At 37.6% G+C, this 23,825-nt stretch carries 31 protein-coding genes and 1 tRNA gene; 15 read left to right on the top strand and 17 right to left on the bottom strand.

Translation table 11 applies throughout. The annotated features are described in order from the left end of the window. The 9 genes from ACFO6W_RS21350 to ACFO6W_RS21390 form a co-directional block, all read right to left on the bottom strand. Positions 1-112, bottom strand: a 112-nt coding sequence (locus ACFO6W_RS21350) for a hypothetical protein (RefSeq protein ID WP_380000395.1), incomplete at its 3' end; no start/stop codon positions are given. A 19-nt stretch (positions 113-131) separates the two neighbouring features. After that, positions 132-944 carry an HNH endonuclease gene (locus tag ACFO6W_RS21355; protein ID WP_380000268.1) on the bottom strand — a complete coding sequence of 271 codons (813 nt, stop codon included), beginning with the start codon at positions 942-944 and terminating at the stop codon, positions 132-134. Then, complete coding sequence (locus ACFO6W_RS21360) at positions 928-1,848, bottom strand: ATP-binding protein (RefSeq protein WP_380000270.1); 921 nt, start codon at positions 1,846-1,848, stop codon at positions 928-930. The genes ACFO6W_RS21355 and ACFO6W_RS21360 overlap by 17 nt, the downstream gene beginning before the upstream one ends. An 11-nt stretch (positions 1,849-1,859) precedes the next feature. After that, the gene (locus tag ACFO6W_RS21365) at positions 1,860-2,201 is read right to left on the bottom strand and encodes a hypothetical protein (protein ID WP_380000272.1); all 342 of its coding nucleotides are present in this window, start codon (positions 2,199-2,201) and stop codon (positions 1,860-1,862) included. Between the two features lie 145 nt (positions 2,202-2,346). Further along, a tRNA-OTHER gene (locus ACFO6W_RS21370) sits at positions 2,347-2,464 on the bottom strand. Positions 2,465-2,542: 78 nt separating this feature from the next. Then, on the bottom strand, positions 2,543-2,686 hold the full coding sequence (locus ACFO6W_RS21375) for a hypothetical protein (RefSeq protein ID WP_380000274.1): 144 nt from the start codon (positions 2,684-2,686) through the stop codon (positions 2,543-2,545). 63 nt (positions 2,687-2,749) lie between these two features. After that, positions 2,750-2,968 (bottom strand): hypothetical protein, encoded by a 219-nt coding sequence (locus tag ACFO6W_RS21380; RefSeq protein WP_380000276.1) that lies wholly within the window; start codon positions 2,966-2,968, stop codon positions 2,750-2,752. Positions 2,969-2,972: 4 nt separating this feature from the next. Beyond that, positions 2,973-3,728, bottom strand: coding sequence for a hypothetical protein (locus ACFO6W_RS21385; RefSeq protein ID WP_380000278.1), 756 nt, complete (start codon positions 3,726-3,728; stop codon positions 2,973-2,975). Further along, positions 3,725-3,901, bottom strand: a complete 177-nt coding sequence (locus ACFO6W_RS21390) for a helix-turn-helix domain-containing protein (RefSeq protein ID WP_380000280.1) — start codon at positions 3,899-3,901, stop codon at positions 3,725-3,727. Before ACFO6W_RS21390 ends, ACFO6W_RS21385 begins: the two co-directional genes overlap by 4 nt. Positions 3,902-4,245: 344 nt before the next feature. On the opposite strand from ACFO6W_RS21390, the gene ACFO6W_RS21395 reads away from it, so the two are divergent. Genes ACFO6W_RS21395 through ACFO6W_RS21420 form a run of 6 tightly spaced genes read left to right on the top strand, consistent with a single transcriptional unit; the run spans position 4,246 to position 6,914 of the window. Beyond that, a complete protein-coding gene (locus tag ACFO6W_RS21395) occupies positions 4,246-5,103 on the top strand; it encodes a hypothetical protein (protein ID WP_380000283.1) in 858 nt (285 codons plus the stop codon). A gap of 3 nt (positions 5,104-5,106) precedes the next feature. After that, entirely contained in the window at positions 5,107-5,430 is a 324-nt protein-coding gene (locus ACFO6W_RS21400; protein WP_380000285.1) for a hypothetical protein, read from the top strand. A 4-nt stretch (positions 5,431-5,434) separates the two neighbouring features. Beyond that, positions 5,435-5,695, top strand: coding sequence for a hypothetical protein (locus ACFO6W_RS21405; RefSeq protein ID WP_380000287.1), 261 nt, complete (start codon positions 5,435-5,437; stop codon positions 5,693-5,695). A 1-nt stretch (position 5,696) separates the two neighbouring features. Further along, positions 5,697-6,062, top strand: a complete 366-nt coding sequence (locus tag ACFO6W_RS21410; protein ID WP_380000289.1) for a hypothetical protein — start codon at positions 5,697-5,699, stop codon at positions 6,060-6,062. A gap of 41 nt (positions 6,063-6,103) precedes the next feature. Then, positions 6,104-6,454: a hypothetical protein gene (locus tag ACFO6W_RS21415; RefSeq protein ID WP_380000291.1), complete on the top strand. Its 351-nt coding sequence runs from the start codon at positions 6,104-6,106 to the stop codon at positions 6,452-6,454. Between the two features lie 37 nt (positions 6,455-6,491). After that, on the top strand, positions 6,492-6,914 hold the full coding sequence (locus ACFO6W_RS21420) for a hypothetical protein (protein WP_380000293.1): 423 nt from the start codon (positions 6,492-6,494) through the stop codon (positions 6,912-6,914). A gap of 199 nt (positions 6,915-7,113) precedes the next feature. Here ACFO6W_RS21420 and ACFO6W_RS21425 read toward each other — a convergent pair whose 3' ends face one another. Further along, on the bottom strand, positions 7,114-7,467 hold the full coding sequence (locus ACFO6W_RS21425; RefSeq protein ID WP_380000295.1) for a hypothetical protein: 354 nt from the start codon (positions 7,465-7,467) through the stop codon (positions 7,114-7,116). A 21-nt stretch (positions 7,468-7,488) separates the two neighbouring features. Here ACFO6W_RS21425 and ACFO6W_RS21430 point away from each other — a divergent pair, with 21 nt between their 5' ends. After that, on the top strand, positions 7,489-7,680 hold the full coding sequence (locus ACFO6W_RS21430; protein WP_380000297.1) for a hypothetical protein: 192 nt from the start codon (positions 7,489-7,491) through the stop codon (positions 7,678-7,680). 174 nt (positions 7,681-7,854) lie between these two features. Further along, positions 7,855-8,061 carry a hypothetical protein gene (locus ACFO6W_RS21435; protein ID WP_380000299.1) on the top strand — a complete coding sequence of 69 codons (207 nt, stop codon included), beginning with the start codon at positions 7,855-7,857 and terminating at the stop codon, positions 8,059-8,061. Here ACFO6W_RS21435 and ACFO6W_RS21440 read toward each other — a convergent pair. Further along, positions 8,058-8,279, bottom strand: a complete 222-nt coding sequence (locus ACFO6W_RS21440; RefSeq protein ID WP_380000301.1) for a hypothetical protein — start codon at positions 8,277-8,279, stop codon at positions 8,058-8,060. The genes ACFO6W_RS21435 and ACFO6W_RS21440 overlap by 4 nt on opposite strands. 133 nt (positions 8,280-8,412) lie before the next feature. Here ACFO6W_RS21440 and ACFO6W_RS21445 point away from each other — a divergent pair, with 133 nt between their 5' ends. Beyond that, entirely contained in the window at positions 8,413-8,925 is a 513-nt protein-coding gene (locus tag ACFO6W_RS21445) for a hypothetical protein (RefSeq protein ID WP_380000303.1), read from the top strand. A 202-nt stretch (positions 8,926-9,127) separates the two neighbouring features. After that, positions 9,128-9,370: a hypothetical protein gene (locus tag ACFO6W_RS21450; protein WP_380000305.1), complete on the top strand. Its 243-nt coding sequence runs from the start codon at positions 9,128-9,130 to the stop codon at positions 9,368-9,370. 310 nt (positions 9,371-9,680) lie between these two features. On the opposite strand, the gene ACFO6W_RS21455 is transcribed toward ACFO6W_RS21450, so the two are convergent. The 5 genes from ACFO6W_RS21455 to ACFO6W_RS21475 all read right to left on the bottom strand — a co-directional run bounded on the left by ACFO6W_RS21455 (position 9,681) and on the right by ACFO6W_RS21475 (position 15,587). Further along, positions 9,681-9,839, bottom strand: a complete 159-nt coding sequence (locus ACFO6W_RS21455; protein WP_380000307.1) for a hypothetical protein — start codon at positions 9,837-9,839, stop codon at positions 9,681-9,683. An 80-nt stretch (positions 9,840-9,919) separates the two neighbouring features. After that, the gene (locus ACFO6W_RS21460; RefSeq protein ID WP_380000309.1) at positions 9,920-10,693 is read right to left on the bottom strand and encodes a DUF4595 domain-containing protein; all 774 of its coding nucleotides are present in this window, start codon (positions 10,691-10,693) and stop codon (positions 9,920-9,922) included. Between the two features lie 108 nt (positions 10,694-10,801). Next, a complete protein-coding gene (locus ACFO6W_RS21465; RefSeq protein WP_380000311.1) occupies positions 10,802-11,065 on the bottom strand; it encodes a hypothetical protein in 264 nt (87 codons plus the stop codon). Between the two features lie 50 nt (positions 11,066-11,115). Beyond that, on the bottom strand, positions 11,116-11,487 hold the full coding sequence (locus ACFO6W_RS21470) for a hypothetical protein (protein ID WP_380000313.1): 372 nt from the start codon (positions 11,485-11,487) through the stop codon (positions 11,116-11,118). 1,208 nt (positions 11,488-12,695) lie between these two features. Next, the gene (locus ACFO6W_RS21475) at positions 12,696-15,587 is read right to left on the bottom strand and encodes an outer membrane beta-barrel protein (RefSeq protein WP_380000315.1); all 2,892 of its coding nucleotides are present in this window, start codon (positions 15,585-15,587) and stop codon (positions 12,696-12,698) included. A gap of 672 nt (positions 15,588-16,259) precedes the next feature. Here ACFO6W_RS21475 and ACFO6W_RS21480 point away from each other — a divergent pair. Next, complete coding sequence (locus ACFO6W_RS21480; RefSeq protein ID WP_380000317.1) at positions 16,260-16,778, top strand: thermonuclease family protein; 519 nt, start codon at positions 16,260-16,262, stop codon at positions 16,776-16,778. A gap of 195 nt (positions 16,779-16,973) precedes the next feature. Continuing rightward, positions 16,974-18,356 (top strand): tyrosine phenol-lyase, encoded by a 1,383-nt coding sequence (locus tag ACFO6W_RS21485; RefSeq protein ID WP_380000319.1) that lies wholly within the window; start codon positions 16,974-16,976, stop codon positions 18,354-18,356. 145 nt (positions 18,357-18,501) lie between these two features. Here ACFO6W_RS21485 and ACFO6W_RS21490 read toward each other — a convergent pair whose 3' ends face one another. After that, positions 18,502-19,101, bottom strand: a complete 600-nt coding sequence (locus ACFO6W_RS21490; protein WP_380000321.1) for a nitroreductase family protein — start codon at positions 19,099-19,101, stop codon at positions 18,502-18,504. Between the two features lie 514 nt (positions 19,102-19,615). On the opposite strand from ACFO6W_RS21490, the gene ACFO6W_RS21495 reads away from it, so the two are divergent. From ACFO6W_RS21495 to ACFO6W_RS21505, 3 genes are read left to right on the top strand one after another with little or no spacing between them, the layout of a single operon-like run. Further along, positions 19,616-20,275, top strand: a complete 660-nt coding sequence (locus ACFO6W_RS21495; protein ID WP_380000323.1) for an HAD family hydrolase — start codon at positions 19,616-19,618, stop codon at positions 20,273-20,275. Continuing rightward, positions 20,275-21,180: a class I SAM-dependent methyltransferase gene (locus ACFO6W_RS21500; RefSeq protein ID WP_380000325.1), complete on the top strand. Its 906-nt coding sequence runs from the start codon at positions 20,275-20,277 to the stop codon at positions 21,178-21,180. The genes ACFO6W_RS21495 and ACFO6W_RS21500 overlap by 1 nt, the downstream gene beginning before the upstream one ends. A 6-nt stretch (positions 21,181-21,186) precedes the next feature. After that, positions 21,187-23,763 (top strand): hypothetical protein, encoded by a 2,577-nt coding sequence (locus ACFO6W_RS21505; protein WP_380000327.1) that lies wholly within the window; start codon positions 21,187-21,189, stop codon positions 23,761-23,763. Positions 23,764-23,825 lie beyond the last annotated feature (62 nt).

A 23,825-nucleotide genomic window follows, 5' to 3' on the forward strand; every position in this document is an offset into this window, starting at 1 on the left:
TGTCTTTTGCCAGTTCTGTTAATGCATCAGCCGGTGTAGATGGATTGGAGGCAGCACGCCTGCGAACATCCGAATCGCCGTTTAAAATCTTATCAATTTCTTCTTGTTTCATAATAATTTTTATTTAATTTTTAATCAGCATCCAGTATCTGAATGCCAAGTATTTTTTTATCTGTTATTAATTCCCTGTGCTTCTCAATAAATTCAATAAGTCCTTCAACATGTGCCTGTAATCTCGGTACATCCCGCTCTTCAACATAGGCGTAATGCTCTGTATATGTGTCATAGAAAAAGCCGGATTTAAGAATGTTGATATGAGCCACATTGTATTCAAAATCGTTGATATTGTTCCCCTGTTGGTTCAGGCAGTATGGGTATACCAGATGTTGCCAGTTGTGCCTGAACTTCCCGACACTATACCTTTTAGTCATTTTAATGTCATGAACAGACACAGGCATTAATTCATCTATATATCCATATAGCAATACATCCCCGTAACGGGTATTAAGGATACCTTCTGTCCGCAATTGAGTAGTTGCGCCTTTGAAATAGCCTGCAAATTCTTTACATAAGGTTAGGGGAAAAGTAAAAGTATGCCCATTGATACATGATATAGCTTCCTGCTTATCATTCAATATAATAGTTATGACCTTGCCTGTGTTTTGCATAAATACCCCTTCCTGGATCTCTTGAAAACTTCTGTTTATAATACAGTCTACCACCTCATTAAAAGCTGTTCCCCTATCCGCATCTTCACTATCAAATGGTACCCTGTTAATCGTATCTATCAAGGCCATCCGTTGGATTTCCCGGAACTCCTCCTCCGTATGCGGGGGATTCTCGGAGAATCCCCAATACTCGTTATAGATACGGGAGCTATTGATATAGCCCTCATATCTATCTAATAGAGTAGCATACATGCAATATTTAGGCTGCCTGTTCATATGCCTTTGTGTCTTTATTATACTTCAGATTTAATGCCGTCAGCTTGTCTGCGAATAGTCTTCTGGCTATAGCCATTGAATTGCCGATATGAGTATATTTATCGATGCGTGAAGCAAAATCCTGCGCTGAAATCGCATCTGTTATCAACTCGATATCTATCTTCAACTCTTCAATGAGTTTGTTGTATGCTTCAATATCCGCTTGTTTTGCGTCCAATCTTGCCAGGTATGGTTTAATAACCGAATCGGTGAAGAACGTATTATTTGTTGTCGCTTTCCCGGTATTATCTATAATGGTAGGAATGTTCATTACCGGGGGCAGGTTACAGGTATTTTTCCCATCGTTCCGGCTTGTGGGGTCAAAAGTGATTGTTCTGGCCCTGTCTTTTGCTTCAACATATCCCAGCAGGTCAAGTTCCGTCACAATGGCGTTGTAGTTCTTTTCACGGAGCGCCGGAATGAATACTGTATCTTCACCTTCTTTTCGGGTGTCCCGATGTCCGACAAAGATGATATTCTTGTTTAAATTAGATAGGTTGCGCACGAATGTAGAGAACTCCTGATTGATTCCACTCCAGTCGTTAATTCGTGGAATATTGCCTTTGCATTTGAAATCGATGATATAATCCATCATCTTGCCGATCGTATCTATAACGATTGTTTCGAATGCTGACAAATCCTCATTCAATACCTGGGTAGCTTCAATCCATGAGTTGATTTGCACAATACCAACTCCTTGCAAATGTGCATTATTTATGCGTTTCACTCCACCATCGAAGTCTAATAATAGAGGCTTTGGTGCGCTCAATGCCAGTGTTGATTTACCCATGCCGGCTTGACCATAGACTAACATCTTGATAGTTCTTGGAAGCTCCAGTTCATTACTTGTTCTGATTAATGTCATAATATTTATATTTAGTTGTTAATTTGGTTGCTTGAATAATAGCCTTGTTCCGCATTATAGTTTAAATCCGATATCCTGTCTGTCAATAATTCTTTCAGGCAATCCTCATACTCGGCGAACGCCTCCAGATCTTCGCTCATTATATATATCTGCTTCAGAGCGATAACACGGGTATTAAACCCTTTATAATCGGCTTCCACCTGAATCTTTATGCCGTTACCGCATTCAAACTCGAATGTCTTGTAGCCTGAATAGTTGCCGTCCATTTTGGATATTATCATATCCGCCAAAGAATTGAAATCCCGTATGACAGGGCGGTATTCCGTTATGTTATCCAGTCTGATTGTTTCCATCTTTATTTATCGATTAAAAATTGTTTGCTTTTATAAGGGAGTGCCATAAGTGACACTCCCGGGTTGCTTTCGTGTCGCAAGCAGCGTTAGCGTTAAAAGTGAGAGCTCTCTAAAGGGTCGTTTTCATCCATCGTTCCTGACCTTGTGGAGTAAACCGGATTCGAACCGGTACAGACACCGCAGTTATTAGCTGTAATCGGTTGCGAACCTTACTTTGTCCTAAGTGGCACTCGCTTTGCGTCTACCATTTCCGCCATTACTCCGTATAAAGCGGATACCAGCCTCACGGCTATCCCGCTTAAAACCTTAACACAAACTGTCCAAAACTTTACACAGAGAATCTATGTGCTATCGTCTTTTTTCTTCTTGCTTTTACCCCTGTCCTTTTCATTTACCAGCCATGCGAATGTGACTGTAATTGCAGACATAATAATTGCTAAAAATATACTCGCTACAATCTCCATATTAGTCATTATTATATTCATCCATATCGTCGTTATCACCCTTGTACAGCAAGTAAAGCAGTACTATTATTGCTATAATTACTGTCATGGCCGTATATTGATATGTCCGTTTTCTTCAACCGCGAATCGACCCTCTGATTGCAGAAACTGGATCATTTCTATAGTTTGTTCCTGATCTTCGGAATCTGCGTATACTACGCCTTCGTTGCGTGTGCAGCATCGGAATAATATTATAACTGCTGCCATTAGTAATACAGCCAGGAGTATTTCGGCCTTGTCGGCATGGAGGAATTTCTTTTTCATGAGGTTAGTCTTTTAATGGCGGGATTACTTTATACCAGTTACAATCTTCTGTCGGCCAAGGGCAGGTGATTATATCACCGCGTACATTCAGGCACACTACTTTTTCATGGTCTAATACCTTGCATATATTACACAGGTCTATATTATGTATTTCCTTTTTTACGGAAAGGCATACAGCGGTATCTCCGGGCTTTAAGTCTTCACGCTTACACGGGGTTAGTTTGCATTGGACTTTTTTGAAAAAAGATGATAAACTGTATCTATTTATATTTACATCAAAATTGCCATCATTAAAGCCTAACAGTTGTTTGTCATCATTGAATCCGATATGGAGCAAATCACCATAATCCAGAATAGAATTTATCTCTATCTTATATATGTGGATATGTTCAGGGAGTAATACATCCTTCTCGATATCTTCCAACCGGAGGGTATCAGGGTTCCATCTCTTACCGTCTTTAGCTAAGGCGTCAAAGAGGGTTTGTTGCTCTTCGGGTGTGGCAGGACGGGGATTTCCTTCTGTAAACAGGATGCCATGTATATCCAGGTCCTTATTTTTTATTCTACAGCATGCAAAATATTTATAGCTTAATTTTGCTACAAGTTCCTGATGAATAAATATAAACTCTATACCATAAGATAATGAATATAATATATCACCCCGCTTCGGGACAAACTTTTTCTCTTCGATAATTACGATCTTATCTTCAGGGTCGATGATGGCTATACAGCCGGGAGGGATAGGAATGGTTTGTTTCATGGAATTAAACTTTTAAAATATTCATCTATGCTATTTTTATCAAATAGCCGTCTCCTGTTCTTGTCCACGAAGGATATTATATATCCCTTTTCAATAAGGTTGTATATGGCATCTTTTTGCAGCTCCATATACTCCTTGGTTTCTTCGAATGTCAGATATTTTCCAGCTACCATACGATAAAAAACAAACCCCGCATTAGAGAATCCTTTTGGCTAAATTCAACTAATACGAGGTTGCTTAAATTATTTATACTTATTCTATCCTGTTGCCAAAAGGGATAGAAAAAAGCTGTTAACTGTCAAAGAATAAAACCGATTCGCTATATTTGTAATTGCTAAATCCAAATAAATCTGCAATTGTATTGCGGAACGGATCGGCTTTGTTTTGCAAAGATGCAGAAAATATTTCAGTAAAACATTATCTCACTGAAATATTTTAAGTAAAGTGTATAATTTAGAATTGAGTATGAATAATAAATGATAATAAATAACTTAATTTCAAATATTTACAAATAAATATGAATGAAATATTAAATGTGAATAGTAATAATATCACTGCAAAGGACATTCATGGTAGCAATATTAACCAAGGGAATAATAATGAAATACCTAACGATGGAGAGTCAGATGAGACACAACTTTATAGGCATATAAGTAAAATAGAAACTGATATCGAAAAGATAAATGGAAAAATAAAGCGTAAATGTGTCTTTTTCTGGATATCCGCATTCTCTTTTCTTTTTAGTTTAATTACTATTTGTGGCTTTTTCGTATCAAAAGATACTGTTATAGTAGAAGAATCCATTGTTTTAGTGATTGTCGGAGTACTTGCTACATTTATAGTTGTAGGAAATTATTATCAGGTAGATAGGATTGAAGATAAATTTTCCGATAAACTGAAAGATATAAAAGCTGAAATTCAATATCTTATAGAGAAAAATGAAAAGGTTTTGGACGAAAAGATCAAAGAATATAAGTCCGATCAGTCAATTCCAGTAACACATAGGCTTAATATTAAAATAAATGAAATGGTTGATTCTATAAATCTAATACGATCTACTCCATTTAAAAATAAGGTAGAGATGCAACTATTAATAGATAAGGCCTATAATGCACGAAATTTATATATAAAATATATAGAGGAAAATAGGATTTTTATTGACCTTACTATTGTGTCATATGCTCAAGATATAACAAATGAAGTAAACAGATATATAACTTCTTTACATAGAATTATCCTTTTGCTTCCCAGGCATGAAGAACTAGATAGTGCGATTAAAAATAGCACGGAAATAGAAAATAATGTATTTAATAATAAAATACCAGATTTACAACGTAAAATAGATGATCGGTTTAGAGAAATTTATACTAAATAATATATGAAACGAATTATTTTTATTCTATTATTGGCTTTAATTGCAGGTTATCTTCCGGCACAAAGCCGTTATCAAAAAGGATATACTAAAAAAGACGGTACATATGTACAGGGTCACCGGAAGACAAAGTCGAATAAGACCAATAGGGATAATTATTCTACAAAGTCCAATACTAATCCTTATACGGGAAAGAAAGGAAGCAGGGCTAAGGACTATAGTCCTGAATCTTATAATTACGGTTCGGGAAAGAGTGTAAAAAAAGGTAGCAAGGGAGGAATGTATTATAAGAGTGATAAGGGAAAGAAAACATATGTACCTAAGAGATAGTAGTATGAAGAAATATATTCTATTATTCATTCTGGCTATTTGTTTTATTTTTTATGCCTGTGACTCTAACAGTGATAATCATAGGATATATGAACTAGAGTCAGATATATCCGAATTAGAAAGTAAAATTGGAGTCAACGAATCTGAAATATCTGACCTTCAAGATAAAATCAATGAACTGGAGGAAAAATTCGAAGAATTAGAAAACGAATTAGAATCTACAAAAAACGAATTAGAATTTATGCAATTAAACAGAGGTTTTTAACATGAAGCATATAATATATACGATAGTAATATTTTTTGCATTTACCTCATTCTCTTTTCCTGACTATGAAGAATGCAGTGTTACGGCTTTTTATAGAGCGTCCGATATTCCATATGGAACAAAAGCATTGGATAATTATGACAATATAGTAGAGATAGAAACATTATTAATTCCTGATAAAGAAATAAAAGCAGGAAGATATAAGGTTAGTGTAAAAAGAATAGATAGTAATTTATATCAGGTAGGAGGCACGGACTTATATATAGAAACATCAATGTGCCTTGAATTAGCAATATATGATGATGCCATTCTTAATGTAGTAGATTATATGGGCTATAAAATGGGAACATTAATATTTTTAGAATAATAAAGAATTTAATTACTAATGTAATACATAACAACGTAACTATGAAAAAACAAAAGTTTTTACTGGCATTTATTATGCTTTTGATACTTACATCCTGTGGTTCATCTTTCTCCCGGAAGTCCGCAATGGTTGACCCTGGAATGAAGAAATCTGAAGTTCTTGATATTATGGGAGCTCCCGGTAACAGGCAATTTCAAGGTGATTCGGAGGCATGGCAATATTGTTCCACCGGAATGGGTTCTGATAAGTATTGGGTTATTTGGTTTACCAGAGGTGCAGTTGTTGGAATGACAACTTATAATGGGTATGGTACCGGAGCGTGTTCACAGTTTTATAAACAAATTAATTGGGAAGATAAGCCGGATCAGACGATTGAAATAAGACGGAGATAAAGCAATCAACTAACAACTAACAACCGGGATGAAAAATATGAAAATAAAAGGATGGTTATCTAATATTAGAAACGCAAAACGTTTGTATATAATTAGTCTAATAGATATTACTGTATTAGATATTTTGGGAAATCATTGTTGGAATAATGGTAGTGGTTCCGAAATGAATATAAATAAAGTTATAGATTTAATAAATAGTGAGATTGGGATATATGATACTGATTTAATATATAAAAGAATAGAATATCTAATCGTATTGGATTATATAGAAAAATCACACGATAATGGAATTTGTATCAGTCCTCTTGGAAGATCGATCCTCGCGAATCAGCAGTTGCACATATCATCAAACAGCAGCTTCTTTGCGTATAGTAATTATATATTTATGGGGATTGCTGTGATTATTGCTTTAATCTCTCTTTTTATATCTATGATTTCGATATTGCTTCATAAAATATGACGGAGTATAAATATAATAGAGATGCCAAGGAATGTTATATTTAGGATAAGCAGTACCCTTGCTGCATCAAGTGGCATTAATGCGCTAATCAACAATAATAATATTATAGCAACTATAATGTATATTATTAACCATTTAATAAATAAACGTTTCATATGGTAAATATAATAATTAATTAAAGAGTATTTAAGTAAATATTTTAAATAGTTATATCAGGAAATTCCGCTTCGGCATTAATTTTATCCAGAGGCATAAATGATTCAACCTTGCTTAGCTCTTCCTTTTCGCTCGCAACCATATCGGGAAATGATGATAATCTGGATAGGTTAATATTGCGAATAACAGCATTCCAATACGCTTTGATTACATGATATGGGATAAGATATATGAGATGCAGCCTTTTAAAAGGGATTCTTATATTAATGGATACGACGGTATCATTATAGTTACCTAATTTATCGAACGTTAAAGAGTAGCAGTAATTTTCTGCCTGCGTATCGTAGTCTGACGCTTTAAGGATTATATCATTTATATCGGAAGATTTAGTATTCATGTCATTTTAAAATAATTATATATGAAAAATTTTATTGAGTTAACAGAAAAAGATAATGGGAAAATATTGGTGAATGTATATCATATACTTGATATTAGCATAGACAGGGGAGAAACTATAATATGGACGTCTGTAGTATACGGAACTTCTGCAAAAGTTTTCCATGTTACCGAATCATACGAAGAAGTAAAGAAACTTATTGATAAGTTATAGTCATTCAAAGTCCTCTACTTTTTCAACAGTATATCGCAATACAGGTATCTTGAATAGGTAGTAAGTTATTTGGTGCACATATATAGTATATAATGAGCATCGGGTACGTTTCCTATCTTTATCAAGACGGGTATGAATAATAACTTTTTTGAACATAACAATATAATTTAAAATATGAGTAAAATTCAAGAAATCAGAAATTATTGTGTGTATCTGAATAACGACACCAAACAGTATCAGTTATTATTAGATCGGGAACTGGAACAACTAAGAAGCCAGAACTGGCGTGTCCTTAGTATGTCTACATCATGTTATCATAGGAACGATCTACAACAAGTTGGTCAATACATTAATATCACCTTGCTTGTGGAACAACTCTAACGAATAGTGTTCCGGAGTATAGATTCCTTGCGGGCTTCTAAATACTTATCGGATATGGCCAGTATTATACCGCACAGGTATTTTATGTGATTGGAAGCGTCCGGCCATCTTTCGTATTTCTGGATAAAAGTGATAGCATCCTGCTCTGTAGTCATACGGGTGTATTCATCGTTATCTCCGTATTTTTCAAATAATTTATCTAACTCCGGTAAGTTCATAACAATAATAAATTAAAAAGCAGAAAGCAATGCACATATATGGGATGTACACTGCTTTCAAGGTTAAATAACCAATATCTTTTTTGTAATCCCCATATGATTACGGATACAAATATACAGAAATATTTTCAGTATGAACACAAAAGAAAGATTAATACAGTTTTTATCTTATTTAGGTATAAGTCAAGGCAAATTTGAAGATTCTGTAAATTTATCAACAGGGTTTGTAAACAATGTTGGAGATAGCATTAGAAAAAAATCTTTAGATAAAATAACAGATATATACCCTGAATTGAATACAGCATGGCTTCTTACTGGCCAGGGTGAAATGCTTAAAAGTAGCGCAAATATTAACTCCATAGGCAGGGATATGACGGGTTCCAGCATACAGCAGGGAAATAATAATGTTTATGGAAATAAGGTCAATATAGCTGATCCGGCAGCCAAAAAAATTATAGAAGGAGATCGAATCGAAATAGAAAGAGAAGTCTATGCAGAAGATAAACTCCTACAGGAAATTAATAACCTGAAAACCGAGATTGGGCATTTAAAGGCTACAATTGCAGAGAAAGACAAACGTCTGGAAGATAAGGACAGGACTATAGATGCCCTCAATCGACTAATAGACAATCTTTCTAAAAAATAAAAGGTAGTTTTTGTATGTTAAGAAATAAGGACAAACGTATTTATAACAACAATCATATGGTAAAGTTTTGAGAGTAAATATGTTATTCAACAGATATTAAATAATGGAAGTATCGGTAATACAAAGTAAGAACTTTTAAAATCACAAATTATGATCTTAAATAAAACCAAAGAATGATGAATAGTAACCAAACATAAACCTTATGAAAACATTTTCAATTATTTTCTTATCCTTATTCCTGTCTTCATTCATTGCAGGAGATGCGCACAATGAAGCAAGTAAGGAATCAGAAGCAACCGTATTGATCTGCACCGGTAAATATTCAAAGAGATATCATAATTCCCAGTGTAAAGGGATGAAGGCCTGCAAGGGAGAACAAAAGAAAGTAAGTCTATCGGATGCTAAGAAGATGGGATTAACTCCTTGCGGATATTGTTATAAATAGTATAATTTTGATACTTTGTTGATACCTTAATTGTAAAAGTGGCTTCTGTAATAAAAAAAATAATCTCTTCCTCTCCGCTGAAATAGACAGCTATACGATGTATAGCTGTTTTTTTATTTGGTTTAATTTTAGGACAGTGTCCAAAATATTGTGTAAATGAAAACTACGGGTTGAAAACTTGTAGTTTTTTTATTTACTGATTTTGAATAAAATACTTATTTACGGATAGAATTATATCAATTACACAATAAGGACAAAATTAAATTCCATTATAATAAAGATTTAACTTTGTCCTTGTTGGATTAAGTAACTATGATGCTAAAAAAATAATTATACCCATGAGGATAAGCATAGTTATAACTATAATATTTACACCTTTCCCTTTATTTTTCTTTTCATCTTTCTCATAAGCGGCTTGTGATACTCCAATAATAATTAATATTGCTATACCAACTAAGAATCCTGTCATAGTTTATCATCTGTATTTTTAGCTATAACGGAAAATAATATTTCATGCTTGCCGTGTTAATTTAATGCTGTCTATTATTCTTATTCGTATACAAATGACATACGATTTGTATCCCATTTGTCTCTCTTTGTTATCGTTTCAACATAATCGTCTTTATCAAAAGTATAATCAAACTCGATAGTATAAGAATCATATTTTCCTATACATTCAACTTTAGATACTAAGTTAGGAGAATCTTTACCCCAAAAACCAGCGTAATAAGCAGGCCAAAACAAGTCCATTGTTTCATCTCTGCCAAATAAGTCGCCTAAAAGAAAATAATTCTTTCCTTTGGCTAAATGACTTGACGGTGTAAACTTATACTCTGTTACTTCATTGTCAGAATATTGCCAGGCAGTTAAAATATTCCCATTGTTATCATATTTGATTTCAATTCTAGTATTATTGTCTGAATCGGGATAAGTGACTTTTGTCAAATATCCGTTAGAATACTCACAATTAAATCTATATGGCGAATTATCCAACGGTGTATTACCAGATTCTGCAAAGCTTGCATTATTTAATTGTAATGTTTGATTTATTTCTCCAACAATAGAAACTTTTTTATCTGAATAAGTAATAACAATAGGTTCATCCGCGTCTTCTCCTTCAAATATTATATTACTAAGTTTCCCATTTGTATAACGAAAAGAAAAGCTATCGTAAATATTGTTGTCCGAATCGGACTTTACAACTTTTGATATTCTTTTTCCGTTTGTACCATTGTCTAAATCGTCATCGCTCGAACAAGCATTAAAAGATAGAGTAAAGGCTGCTAATAATAGCATTTCTGTAATAAATTTAATCTGCTTCATAAAATTTGTTTGTTAATCAATTAATTGTTAATAACTAAAATATATTTTTTCCAAATATGCAAGGGATGGGGATAGGTGAATTAGATGTTTCATTCTCACCAGTGGATACTATTTTTCAAAATATTTATCCATTGTTGTATGTACAGCATCCTCTATTATTTTTATAAATTCATCTCTCGTTAAACTTCCAAGTTCATGTTGTACTTGAGGATATGCATTTATTAAAGTTTCTTTAAGTTGAAATAACCCCATTGGTAAAACAAATCCCACTTCTGGATTATTTATACCTAATTCCCTTATTGTTTTTTGTGCAATTTCATCACAGTCAGAAAGAAACTGTTCTTTAAGTTGTCTAATTAATTCGTTTTTCATATAACTTCTTCTGTATTTAAATATTATTTATCATAAATTAGCTAAATTATTTATGACCATATTCTGAAACTGATACTATCAGGTTGATTTAATTGATATATGTTTGTTATTCCAGACATTCTTTCTAATTGTTCAGACATATTATTTACTCTAGCTTCAAATGTGCAAAAGTCTATTGTTTCGCCACTATGAACTTTTACTTTTGTAGAGTTGTACAAATCCCAATCAGTTCTTCCATTAGGTTTCAAGTGTTTCTCAAGATTCAAGACTTCTGCTTTTATTGCTGTTGCAAGCCCCCGAATTGTCGGTGTGATTTGTTGTCCATTTGCTAATAATTCCTGTTGAATTTGGAACATACCGGTGCTAATTTTATATGCACTGACTTTGACAGCTTCTTTTGAACCAAAATTGAATAATCCCATAATTGTAATTTTTGTGTCCTTTCGTTCCCATAAAAGACAGGTTATATAAAATAAAAAACGCAGGAACTATTAATCATATCCATTTAGAGGTATCGCCAAACACCCACACCATAGATAGACAACAGAACCTGCGTCTATATTATATATAACATTAGTATATACAAGATAGAACGCAAGGTTTGTCGCTATTATCCTTATGGTGTTAAAAAATTGGCGATTTTCTAAATGAGGATAATATCTTAAACGCTTTCGTTAATCAATAAGTCCCTTCAATTACCAACACTTTGATATTTGAAATTAGGACAAAGGTAATAAAAGCATATGAGTTACAAATATTTGTTTGACTTGAATTAGCAAACTCTTTTAATTTCTGATTAATTCCTTCTTCTAATTAATTTTTCTGCTTTTACTTCTAGAAAAGATTGTTGTTATACAGTTGTAAATTTTCAATTTTAAGTGAGTCCGAAAACTCTGTATTTCCGCTTGTCTTTTCGTTGACCGATAAATGAATAAAATTTGTGCGTAGGATTATAGTTTTATATCATAGGACAGGCGGGGACATGAATCTATCTAGACCGTAGTCTTAATGTCATATATAAATTTTTACTTTTTGCTTATGGGGAGGGGTAATTTTTGAGATAAGGTTAATATTGTGAATGTATCTTTGCCTTTCCTAAAAATATTCCTTATTTACATTCCCCTTATACAGAGGATAACAGAAAAGAATAAGAAATTTTAGAATCGGGTTTAGTCTAGCAAAAGGACATTTAATGATTTCACTTTTAAATGGAATTAATTTTCGTCTTAAATATTTTGAATTGGAATTATAATCACAATGCAGAGTCCACACTCTATTGTTAAATTTTTTATTTTTTATTTTTTATTTTTATCCTATTTTTCATAACTTTAGATTTTAGCAATATTAAACAAAGGTGTGCCTATCGTGGGTTCCGATAAGCAGAGATAATGATGTCACAGAGGGACTCAACATTGAAAAAATAATAAACAAATTAAACATTTTCAACAATGGAATATTTTCCTGTACTATACTTCGTCTTGTAGATAGGTGTAAATATCCCTTGTATCATTGCCTTCGGTATGTACCACAATACGTTCGGCTATACTGTCCCGGATACCTTTCTTTGCAGCTAGAGTTCAGAAGGATGAGTCTATCCCCGGCGCCGGTATGGGAATCTTTGATGCAACTGTCAAAATACATTCCTGCCTCCGCGTCCTCTCCGGTTACCGTAATCACCGTCACCACCATAATCCTGGTTTTCGCTATCCCGCTGCCTGCCACGTCCCCTGTTGTCCCTGCCTCCTATATTATTGAACCGGTATGCAAACGAAACCATAAAATAGCCAGTCATCGCATTATTTTTCACATCTTCTAAATAATTAGCCGTAACATTCCGCCTGATACTCAGGCGTTGTTGCAGTATATCGTTTATCTGGAGCCGGAGCGACCCTCTGTTCTGTTTCAGAAACTGTTTACTTATCTGGGCGTTCCAGATCAGTTCATTCAGGTTATATCCGGATGACAATCCCCTGTTTGCCGTGTAGTTTATATCTGAAGCGACAGACCAGTAATAAGGTAATGTTAAATTCGTATTGTAAGTCAATCCGAAATTAAAGGTTTCTGTACCTTGTTGATTTACAATTACGGTATTGGATGTCTTGGAATAATTGACGCGTCCCCTGAACTGGCCGTAGAAGAAATCGCTGGAATAGCTCAAATTAAGTTCTTGCGAGGCATTTATCGTTTTGGAAATGTTCCTCTCACTTTGTTTATTCACGGTATTATAGCCTACCTGGTTGTTGTAACCGAGGTTTGCACGTGCACTGAACTTTAGCCGCTTGCTCTTATTCAGAGGCTTTGCGAAATTTATCACCGCATTCGTATTCCATGTCCCGTTCTCATTTATCGGGCTTGAATACTGCACCCCTGTATTCTCTTCATAGGTGGTATAGTTGATTATCTGGTTCTGGGTGAACTGATGGCGGAGGTTTACAGAAAAGGCTTTCTGGCTTTCCCTGTTATTAAACTCGTACTCAAGGGAAATATTATGGTTGAATGCCGGCAGCAGGTCCGGGTTTCCACTGCGTATATGCAAGGGGTTCGTGTTATTCGATGTGGGGTCCAGTTGTGTAACGGAGGGTTGTGTTGTGCTGCCGTTATACCTGAAACGGAGATTCCTCCTTAATTCCCGCGTATTATCAAAACGGTAAGTGAAATCGAGCTGAGGAGCGATGTTCGCGGCAGTCCTCCCGGGCAGCCGGTTCACTATGGAATCATGGCCTGCGCCGTACCAGTCCTCTACATAGCTTTTGCTGCCGGTATGGGTCGGTGCTACCCTTAATCCGATGTTGTAAGTATATTTAGGGCGGACCGACCTGAAGTTTGCCCTGATATTCTGGTTTGTGTTTTTTGTTTCCGAACTTTTATTATAATCGGGGTCTATGTAGGTATAGGCTCCTGTATCTTCTTCATAATCCAGCGTATGCCTTTTATTGTTTGTATTGTTAAATTCTATATTATAAGAAAAATCAAGGAAATTATTAGTCCATACCGGTTCCACATAACTCAACGTTAAACCGTAGGAATATCTCTCCTGGTTCGATTCCACCAACTGGTCCCTGTTTGTATTTCTACCGGGAGACAAGTAGAAGATATTTTCGGAATTATTTGTCCCCGAACCGGAACTTTTGTTGAGGCTGTATGTTGCGCCAAAACTGATCCGCCGCCCTTTATCCGAAAGCTTCCGTGACATATCGAGGCGCAACCGCGTACTAAGCCCGTCTGTCTTCATTCTGTCCTGCGAGTTGCTCTCGTTCACCATCGTAGAGTCTTTGTCTCCTGCAAGCGTCTTTTGATAAGAACTGGAATGTGATTTCGAATAATTATAAGACAGGTTGGGTGTGAATACGATCATGGTTGACGAATCTACCTGATATTCCAGCTTCCCGTCAAAATTAAGGTTGTTGCTGTAATCGCGGTCTGTGGACACGCTTTTCCGGTAAGATACGCTATCTTTGAGCAGGTTTTGCCTGAACCTGTCATTTTCGGCATAGCTGTCGCTGTAATTATAACTGATGTTGCCCCCGAACTTGATCTTATCATTCACTATCTTGGCTATGTTCACTCCGAAGGTATTTGAGCTCGTTATCCCGCTCCTTCCACTTCGTCCCCGACCCGAACGGACATTATTTCCTCTGTCCGACGATCCCTGGTTATTGATGTTGTTGGCATTGGCGATGAATGAAACCTGGTCGTTCTCCAGGAAGCGGTTGACCATTACGTTTTCGGTATAGCGCATACCATCATCCTTATTATTCCGCGTCAAAGCGCCCAGTCCGGACGTAACATTACCCATCCAGCCTTTCTTCATGCCTTTTTTAATCGTAAGATTTATAATTGTCTCTTCGTCTCCATCGTCAATTCCGGTTAATATGGCCATATCGGACTTTTTCTCTATCACCTGTACTTTATCCACAATATCCGCCGTGAGGTTTTTGGTTGCCATTTTAGGGTCGTCCCCGAAAAATTCCTTTCCGTCGACAAACACCCGTTTTACCTGTTTCCCATTGGGCTTTATTATATTCCCGTCCGCATCGACTTCCATGCCGGGAAGCCTTTTGATAAGGTCTTCCACGACAGCTCCTTCGGCCACTTTAAAAGCACCCGCATTATATTCGAGCGTATCTTCTTTTATTACAAGTTCGGGAGGTTCGGCCATAATGGTTATATCGGACAACATGATATCATTCGTCTTCAGGAAAATGGTATCCAATACCAGTTGCTGCCTGTTAAACCGGTTTTGGGGAATAGCAATGCGTGCGGTATCATAGCCCAGTAATGTTACCTGAAGATTGTATTGTGCAGCCGGAATATTTTTGATAATAAAAATGCCCGACTTATCGGCAGCTTCCCCTTTTACCAGTTTGTTGCCGGAATACAATCCAACGACAGCCATTTCGATCGGCTTATTATCGGTAGAATCTATTATAACCCCTTTTATGGAATAGGTACTCCCTGTGTTTGTCTGGGAAACAGAAGCGACAGGGATAAACAAGAGGAGAATAAAAAAAATGTTCTTCATAGTTATGGTTCTGCATACTTTTTGTATTGATAAGACTGGTTTTGTTTAAAATAGTTTAATCAATGTATAAAAAAGTTTACAGATGGCTTTGTAAATAATCTTATCAGCGGTAACCGGCAAGGCTTTTTATTTAAAATATTACAGATAAAAACACATCATTTGGCAGCCTCTTTTCATTATATTCCGGCATGCGCTTTACCCGTATTAGCTGAGATTGAATGTTCTATTGTTTCCGGTTAGGCGCGATCGGAGACTGCTTATGTTACTTTTTCTCCTGCGAAAAATAGATAAGGAGAGGAGTTAAGTATGAAAGAACAGAACGTTAAAACTCAGTTACTGGTTCGCATAATTTGGGAAAATCTTAATTATCTTTGCCGAATGGAAATAGGTAATGTAGAGATATTCTCTGTCGCTAATATTTTGAGGGCTGCTATATTTTTGGGACTTATACTTGGTGGTATTTTTAGTCTGTACAGAAAGAAAAAAGTATTAGGTATGATTCTCTTGTCACTTGCTTTCATTCCATTTATTTTTACAATGGTGCTTATCTTATTGTATTGGCTTTCTTAGGTGTCCTTATTTTCTTCTGTCTCATCCTTCTATTGAGATTTTAGCTTTGATAATTAATGTTTATGCATACTAAAAGATGATTCATATTTTTTATAATTACTGATGAAAAGATTACTATATATCCTGTCTCTTTTACTAAGCTCTGCGCTGATTATTTATACAGCTTATACAGGAGAGGGGGAGAGTGATACCCGGCCGGAATCATTGACAGGAAAAGTAGTAAGTGTTGCCGACGGTGATACTTTTACCCTGCTGACAGATAATAATGGACGGATGAAAGTTCGTCTCTATGCTATAGATGCGCCCGAACGTGGACAGGATTTCGGAACCAAATCGCGCGAATTCCTGAATGATTTATGCTATGGGAAGACGGTTACTATAGAAAAGAAGGATACAGACCAGTATGGCCGTATCCTGGGCATTGCATTTGTGGATGGTATGAATCTGAATGAAGAAATGGTGCGTAATGGCCTGGCCTGGTATTACAGCCATTATGTGGATGATCCGAAACTCGACGCTCTGGAGCAATCGGCACGCCGTCAGAAGCTGAATATATGGAGTATGAAGAATCCGGTTCATCCTCACGAATTCAGAAAGAACAAAAGGAATAATGGTAAATAAGCAAACTTTATTCATCTGCTGACAGGTTCGTTTTGTGATAAAATGATAGAAAAATAAACATGAATACAGTTTATTTTCTCATATAAATAACTTATATTTGTTGAATGTTGTCGTCTGTTTTGTCAAATAGATAGCTGTTGGCCTTGGTTAGTATATATTCTCGATATAGAAGTTTAATCCTAAAATATCTACAGTATGGCATTCTCAAAGAAACCATGGGCAGAGCCCTACCGCATCAAAGTTGTAGAACCATTGAAAACAACAACACGTGAACATCGTTTAAAATCTATGAAAGAGGCAGGGTGGAATACGTTCCTGCTTCATGCCGATGATGTGTATATAGACTTGCTTACCGATAGCGGTACAAATGCGATGAGCGATATGCAATGGTCGCGTATGATGATAGGTGACGAAGCCTACGCAGGTAGCCGCAGCTATTATTACCTGGAAGAAGTTTGCCGGAAATATTACGGATATAAATATATCCTGCCTACCCATCAGGGACGGGGGGCGGAAAACCTGTTGAGTAAATGTACTATCACTCCCGGACAGTTTGTTGCCGGAAATATGTATTTTACCACTACCCGCCAGCACCAGGAAATTGCAGGGGGTACCTTCGTGGATGTGATTATAGATGAAGCGCACAAGAGTCAGTCGGATCACCCGTTCAAAGGGAATATAGATCTTGATAAGTTCGAAAAACTGATAAATGAAAAAGGTGCCGGAAATATAGCATATATTACAGTGGGAGCTCCCGTAAATATGGCCGGAGGCCAGCCCGTAAGTATGGCTAATATGAAAGCTGTATCCGAACTCGCTCATAAACATGGTATTAAGGTAGTGTTGGATGCAACCCGTAATATAGAAAACGCTTATTTTATTCAGCAACGTGAAGAAGGATATAAAAACAGAGCTGTAGAAGATATTAACCATGAATTTTGTTCGTATAGCGATGCCGCGACAGTAAGCGCCAAGAAAGACCTGTATGTGAATATAGGAGGGTTGGTAATGTGTAATGACCCCGACCTGTTTGACGAACTCCGCAGCCTGATTGTGGTTTACGAAGGTATGCCTACCTATGGAGGACTGGCGGGGCGCGATATGGAAGCAATGGCACAGGGATTGATAGAAGCCGTTCAGGATGATATGATTGCTTCACGTGTAAGGCAGGTAGAATATTTTGGTAATCTGCTAAAAGATGCCGGGATTCCGATTGTATTGCCGATAGGGGGGCACGGCGTATTTCTCGATGCCAGAAAGTTTTACTCCCATATTCCGCAAAGTCAGTTTCCGGCACAGAAACTAGCCGCCGACCTATATATAGAATCGGGAGTGAGAGGTATGGAGCGGGGGATTGTTTCGGCGGGAAGGAACAAGGATACAGGCGATCATTATTATCCTGCGCTGGAACTGGTCCGCCTTACTATTCCCCGGCGTGTATATACACAGGCGCATTTCGATGTGGCGGCGTGGAGCATTATGGAAATGTACAAGAACAGGGAGAAGGCAAGAGGTTTGAAGATGGTGTACGAACCTAAATACCTTCGCTTTTTCCAGGCTCGTTTCGAAGAGCTATAAAAAATAGAAGGGATTTGATGTAATAGTATTTTGATTATAACTTAGAGGAGGTCTGCGACCTTATCTATAGATTAGTAGTGAGAGATTAAACAAAAAAAGCGGATGAATCAATACTCATCCGCTTTTGAATTATATAATCGCCTGCTTATTTAAAAACTAAAACTCTTTCTTCGAGAGATTGAAATTCTTTTGGCGCAGGTTCGCTGGTAGGAGTGCCGAATGGCATTTGAGCGATCAATTTCCATTTAGCATCGATAGAGAAAGACTTAGCTACTTCTTCATCTATTATAGGGTTGTAGTGTTGCAGCGATGCACCGAATCCGGCTTCTTCAAGCATTGTCCAGATGGTGAACTGGTGCATAGCCGATGTATGTTGCGACCATACAGGGAAGTTATCACTGTAAGAAGGAAATGCTTTTTGTAATCCTTCCACTACGCTCTGGTCTTCGTAGAACAGGACTGTGCCGTAGCCGGCAGCAAAGGCATTATTTATTTTTGCTTCTGTCGAAGGAAACGCGTCGGCAGGAACCATTTTTTTCAATACTTTCTTTACGATATTCCACAATTTCTTATGATTGTCGTTCAGCAAAAGAACTACTCTGGTCGATTGAGAGTTGAATGCTGACGGAACATTTAATACTGCAAAATCAATGATTGCTTTTATCTCATCATTCGATACAGGGCTTTTGTCACTGATGCTGTAATAAGTCCGACGTCCTTCGATTGCTTTTTTCAAATTCTTCATAATGCGTCTGTTTTTGTGTATCACTATTATAGTTTATTTGACTATTTAACATTGAAGTAAGCTTAAAAGTTTTAGCAGAAAGTATAAAAATAATAATAGATATCCTTATAAATATTTATATAAATAATGCGAATCAGTATTTAGACAGGTGATCGTAGGAATGAAGCACTGGCCTTTTGCTTGCTTTTGGGCAATGCCAAAAATAAAGACAATCCCGGGAGGGCGTGGGGGCGTAAGAGGAATGAGCTAAAAGCTTCCGGAAATAGATAAGGAGAGGGGTTATACATAAAAGAACAGGAGGCTAAAACCCAGCTGATACAGGAAAGACGCATGCCGGAATATAAAGAAAAGAGGCAGCCGGATGGTGTGTTTTTATCTGTAATATTTTATTAACTAGCGTGATAAAAAGCCCTGCGAATTTAAAATTAAGCCTAATGCTTATAAAAGTGATAAAAAGGGCTGCGACCATATCCAAGTATTTCGTACATTTGTGACTCAATTTAATATTTAACATATGTCGTTTTCAGGAGTAATTTTCGATTTTAACGGGACATTGTTTTGGGATACCAAATTGCATAACAAAGCATGGGATATTTTCCTGACAAAGCATGACTTATATCTTTCCGATGAAGATAAATTTTCAAAAATGCACGGGAAAAATAACCGGGATTTGTTCATCTCTATTTTTGGAGGGCAACTTTCCGATCATCAGATAATCGATTATACAATGGAAAAAGAACTGCTCTATCAGGAATTATGTTTAAAAACAAACATGCATCTGGCTCCCGGGGTTACCGGTTTTCTCGATTTCCTGAAAGATGAAAATATTCCTTTTACAATAGCAACGGCATCAGGAAAAGAAAATCTTGATTTCTACTTCGAATGCCTGCCGCTCGCCAAATGGTTCGAATATGATAAAGTTGTCTACAATAATGGTAAGATAAAAGGCAAGCCCGATCCTCAGATATACCAGACTGCATTGTCTGTAATAAATAAAAACCCCGGGGAAGTAATTATTTTTGAAGATGCCGTCGCGGGTTTACGGTCGGCAAAAAATGCCCGTGCCGGAAAAATTATCGTAGTCGATTCCAATGATGACGACTATACTGATTGGACCGATTGCCAGATTATTAAGAGTTTCGATGAAGTAGACAGGACACAATTCAAGCGTTGATGAAGAGAATACACACCGATATATGCCCTGTTTGCGGAAGTAACGAACTGGTTCCGTATCTGTCCTGTAAAGATTATCTGACAACACAGGAAGTCTTTGATATTTACCAGTGTAAAACTTGTGGTTTTGCGCTTACGCAGGATTTCCCTGCCGAAGACGAAATCGGCCCTTATTATGATGCCCCGGAATACATCTCCCATTCCGATACGCACAGGGGGATTATAAATACCTTGTATCACTGGGCCAGGAAGATGGCTTTGAAATCCAAATCGAAAATAGTAGGCCGCTATGCTTCTAAAAGAACGGGAATGCTCCTTGATATCGGTTCAGGTACAGGCTATTTCCTGAATAAGATGAAAGAAGAAAAGTGGATTGTGACGGGTATCGAAAAATCGGAGTTTGCACGTAAGTATGCAAAGCAGAAGTTCGATATCGATTGCCAGAGTTCCGATTATCTGTACAAGGTTTGCGAAAAAACAAAAGATGTCATCACCATGTGGCACGTACTTGAACATATGGAGCATCTGAACCGTGTGATGGGACATCTTTCCGCGACATTGAAAGACGACGGGGTGGTTATCATCGCATTGCCTAACAAAAGTTCCTTCGATGCCGCTCATTATAAAGAGCACTGGGCGGCTTATGACGTACCGCGGCATCTTTGGCATTTCTCGCCGTCCGATTTCGGGCGTCTGGCAAAAAAGCATCATTTCGAACTGGTAGATGTGAAGCCGATGTATTTCGATGCTTTTTATATTTCTATGTTGAGTGAGAAGAGTAAGGGCACTTTTCTGGCCACTATAGTAGGACTGGCAAAAGGAGGAATATTCTTCCTGCGCACACTGGCCGATAAGAAAAGAAGCAGCTCGCTGATTTATATACTGAAGAAAAACAATAAAAAATAAATTAGGATGATAAAAAAAGAACAATCATTAGCCGGGAAAATAGTACCGCATATTATTGCAATTGTAGCTTTTTTGGCAATAACGATGATTTATTTCAGTCCGTTGATGGAAGGTAAGGTTTTGTCGCAGAACGACGTGATGCACTATACCGGGGGCTCACAGGAATTACGCGAATATTATAACAATGAAGGGGAATCGTCCGCGTGGACCGGCTCTATGTTCTCGGGTATGCCTGCCTACCAGATAGGGATCTGGGGAGGTAGTCCCAACTTTCTCGATTATCTAGAATATCCCCTGAAAGCTTTGGGTGGAAATTCAGCCGGGCCTGTATTTGCAGGGATGCTGATGGCTTACATCTTATTCTGCCTGATGGGTTTCAAACCCGGATTTTCCATACTTGGGGCGATCGCCTATTCACTATCATCCTATAATATCGTCATACTCGAAGCCGGACATGTTACCAAAGCGTGGGCAATAGCTTATATGCCGCTGATCGTGGCGGGAATAATGGTATTGTTCCGGAAGAAAATACTTCTCGGAGGTTTTCTTGTCGCCTTGGGACTGGCATTGCAGATTAAAAGCAATCACTTGCAGATAACTTATTATACGGGCATTCTCTGTGCAATTCTGTTCATCGTGTTTGCTGTGCAGATGATTTCAGAGAAAGACATAAAATCTTTGCTAAAAGCTTCGGGAGCAATGGCGGTTGCTCTGGTACTCGCTGCTCTGTGCAATATGGGCAGTATCTATGCCAATATGGAAATGGCAAGGGAAAGTACACGTGGAAAATCGGAGCTTACCGCAGCGGCATCTTCTTCCGGAGAAAAACAATCTACAGGGCTCGACAAAGACTATGTTTTTGCATGGAGTTACGGGAAAGCCGAGACTTTCACCCTGATGATACCGAATATGTATGGAGGTGTATCCGGCGGTACATTGGACCAGTCTTCGAATTTGTATAAGGAAATGGTGAAACAGGGTGCGCAGGTAGACCCTAAAGGAATAAAGGCCTATACATACTGGGGTGCGCAGCCATTTACTCAGGGTGCCGTATATTTCGGGGTGATTATATGTTTCCTTTTCGTACTGGGGATGATTGTTATCCGCAGCAAGGTAAAGTGGGGACTGCTGATTGCCACAGTATTCTTTATTTTTCTCGCATGGGGTAAGAATATGGAATGGTTCAATGATCTGTTCTTCTACCATTTTCCTCTATACAGTAAGTTCAGGGCAGTATCTACGGCTTTGGTTATTCCGGCCCTCACGATGGTGATAATTGCCGTATGGGGACTGAAAGAGTTTTTTACGGCCGACATTAATAAGGACAAACTCAAGAAAGCGCTTTACATCTCTCTTGGTATAATAGGCGGGTTGTGCCTGTTCTTTTGGGTTGTCCCGGGCTTCTTCTTCAATTTTATATCGGAAACCGATGCGGCATGGCGCGCGCAGATGCCCGACTGGTATTATAATGCGCTGCTTGCCGACCGTGAAGACTTATTATCGGCAGACGCATTGCGTTCACTGATATTTGTATTGCTGGCAGGTACGGTGCTGTTTTTCTCACTGCGGACAAAAATGGAAAAACAAAAGCTGGCGCTATATGGATCTATAGCTATCATCTTACTGGTATTGACAGACCTTTGGGGTGTGGATAAACGTTATCTGGACGAATCTAATTTTGTAAACAAAAGCACATACGAAACCCAGAATTTTCCTCAGTCGACTGCCGATAAGATTATCCTGCAGGATAAGCATCCATCGTACAGGGTATTGAATCTCGGTAATACATTCGAAGACGCCAATACGTCTTACTATCATAAATCGATAGGCGGTTATCACGCGGCCAAGTTGAAACGCTATCAGGAATTGATAGAAGCGCGCCTCGGTAGTGAAGTCGGTTTTATCCAGCAGAAAGCGAGTGCGTTATTTCAGCAGGAGGTTGCCAAGCTTCAACAGGGACAGGGTAGTCCCGAGAGCATCAGCCGGGCTATGCAGGATAGTGTGTCACCTCTATTTGCTGCCACAACTTCACTGAATATGCTGAATGCCAAATATGTGATATATCATCCGGAACTGGCGCCGATAGTGAATCCGTACGCCTTGGGCGCGGCATGGTTTGTACCTGCGTATAAGTTTGTAAATAATGCCGATGAAGAAATTGCCGCCCTTAATACGCTTAATCCCCTTGAAATGGCGGTTGTAGATAAACGTTTCGAACAGGAGTTGTCCGGATTGAATATCATATCCGATTCTGTAGCTACAATTGAAATGACAGAATATAAACCGGATATACTGAAATATAAGACGAAAGCTGCGACCGAACAACTTGCCGTATTATCGGAGGTCTATTTCTCCGACGGCTGGCAGGCGTATATAGACGGTAAGGAAGCGCCGCATTTCCGTGCCGACTGGACACTGAGGGCGATGCGTGTCCCTGCGGGCGAGCATGAAATCGTATTCAGGTTCGAACCTGAGGATTATTACCTGAGCCGCACTGTTGCTACCGCTTCATCTGCAGTTCTGGTATTGCTGCTTATCGGTATGTTGGTAGTGCCTTTTGTCAGGAAAAAACGAGAAGAATAAATATACTCTTGTCATTCTGAACGAAGTAAAGAATCTACAAAACATGAGATTCTTCACTTCGT

The organism is Dysgonomonas termitidis, from assembly GCF_042654545.1.
Lineage (GTDB): Bacteria > Bacteroidota > Bacteroidia > Bacteroidales > Dysgonomonadaceae > Dysgonomonas > Dysgonomonas termitidis.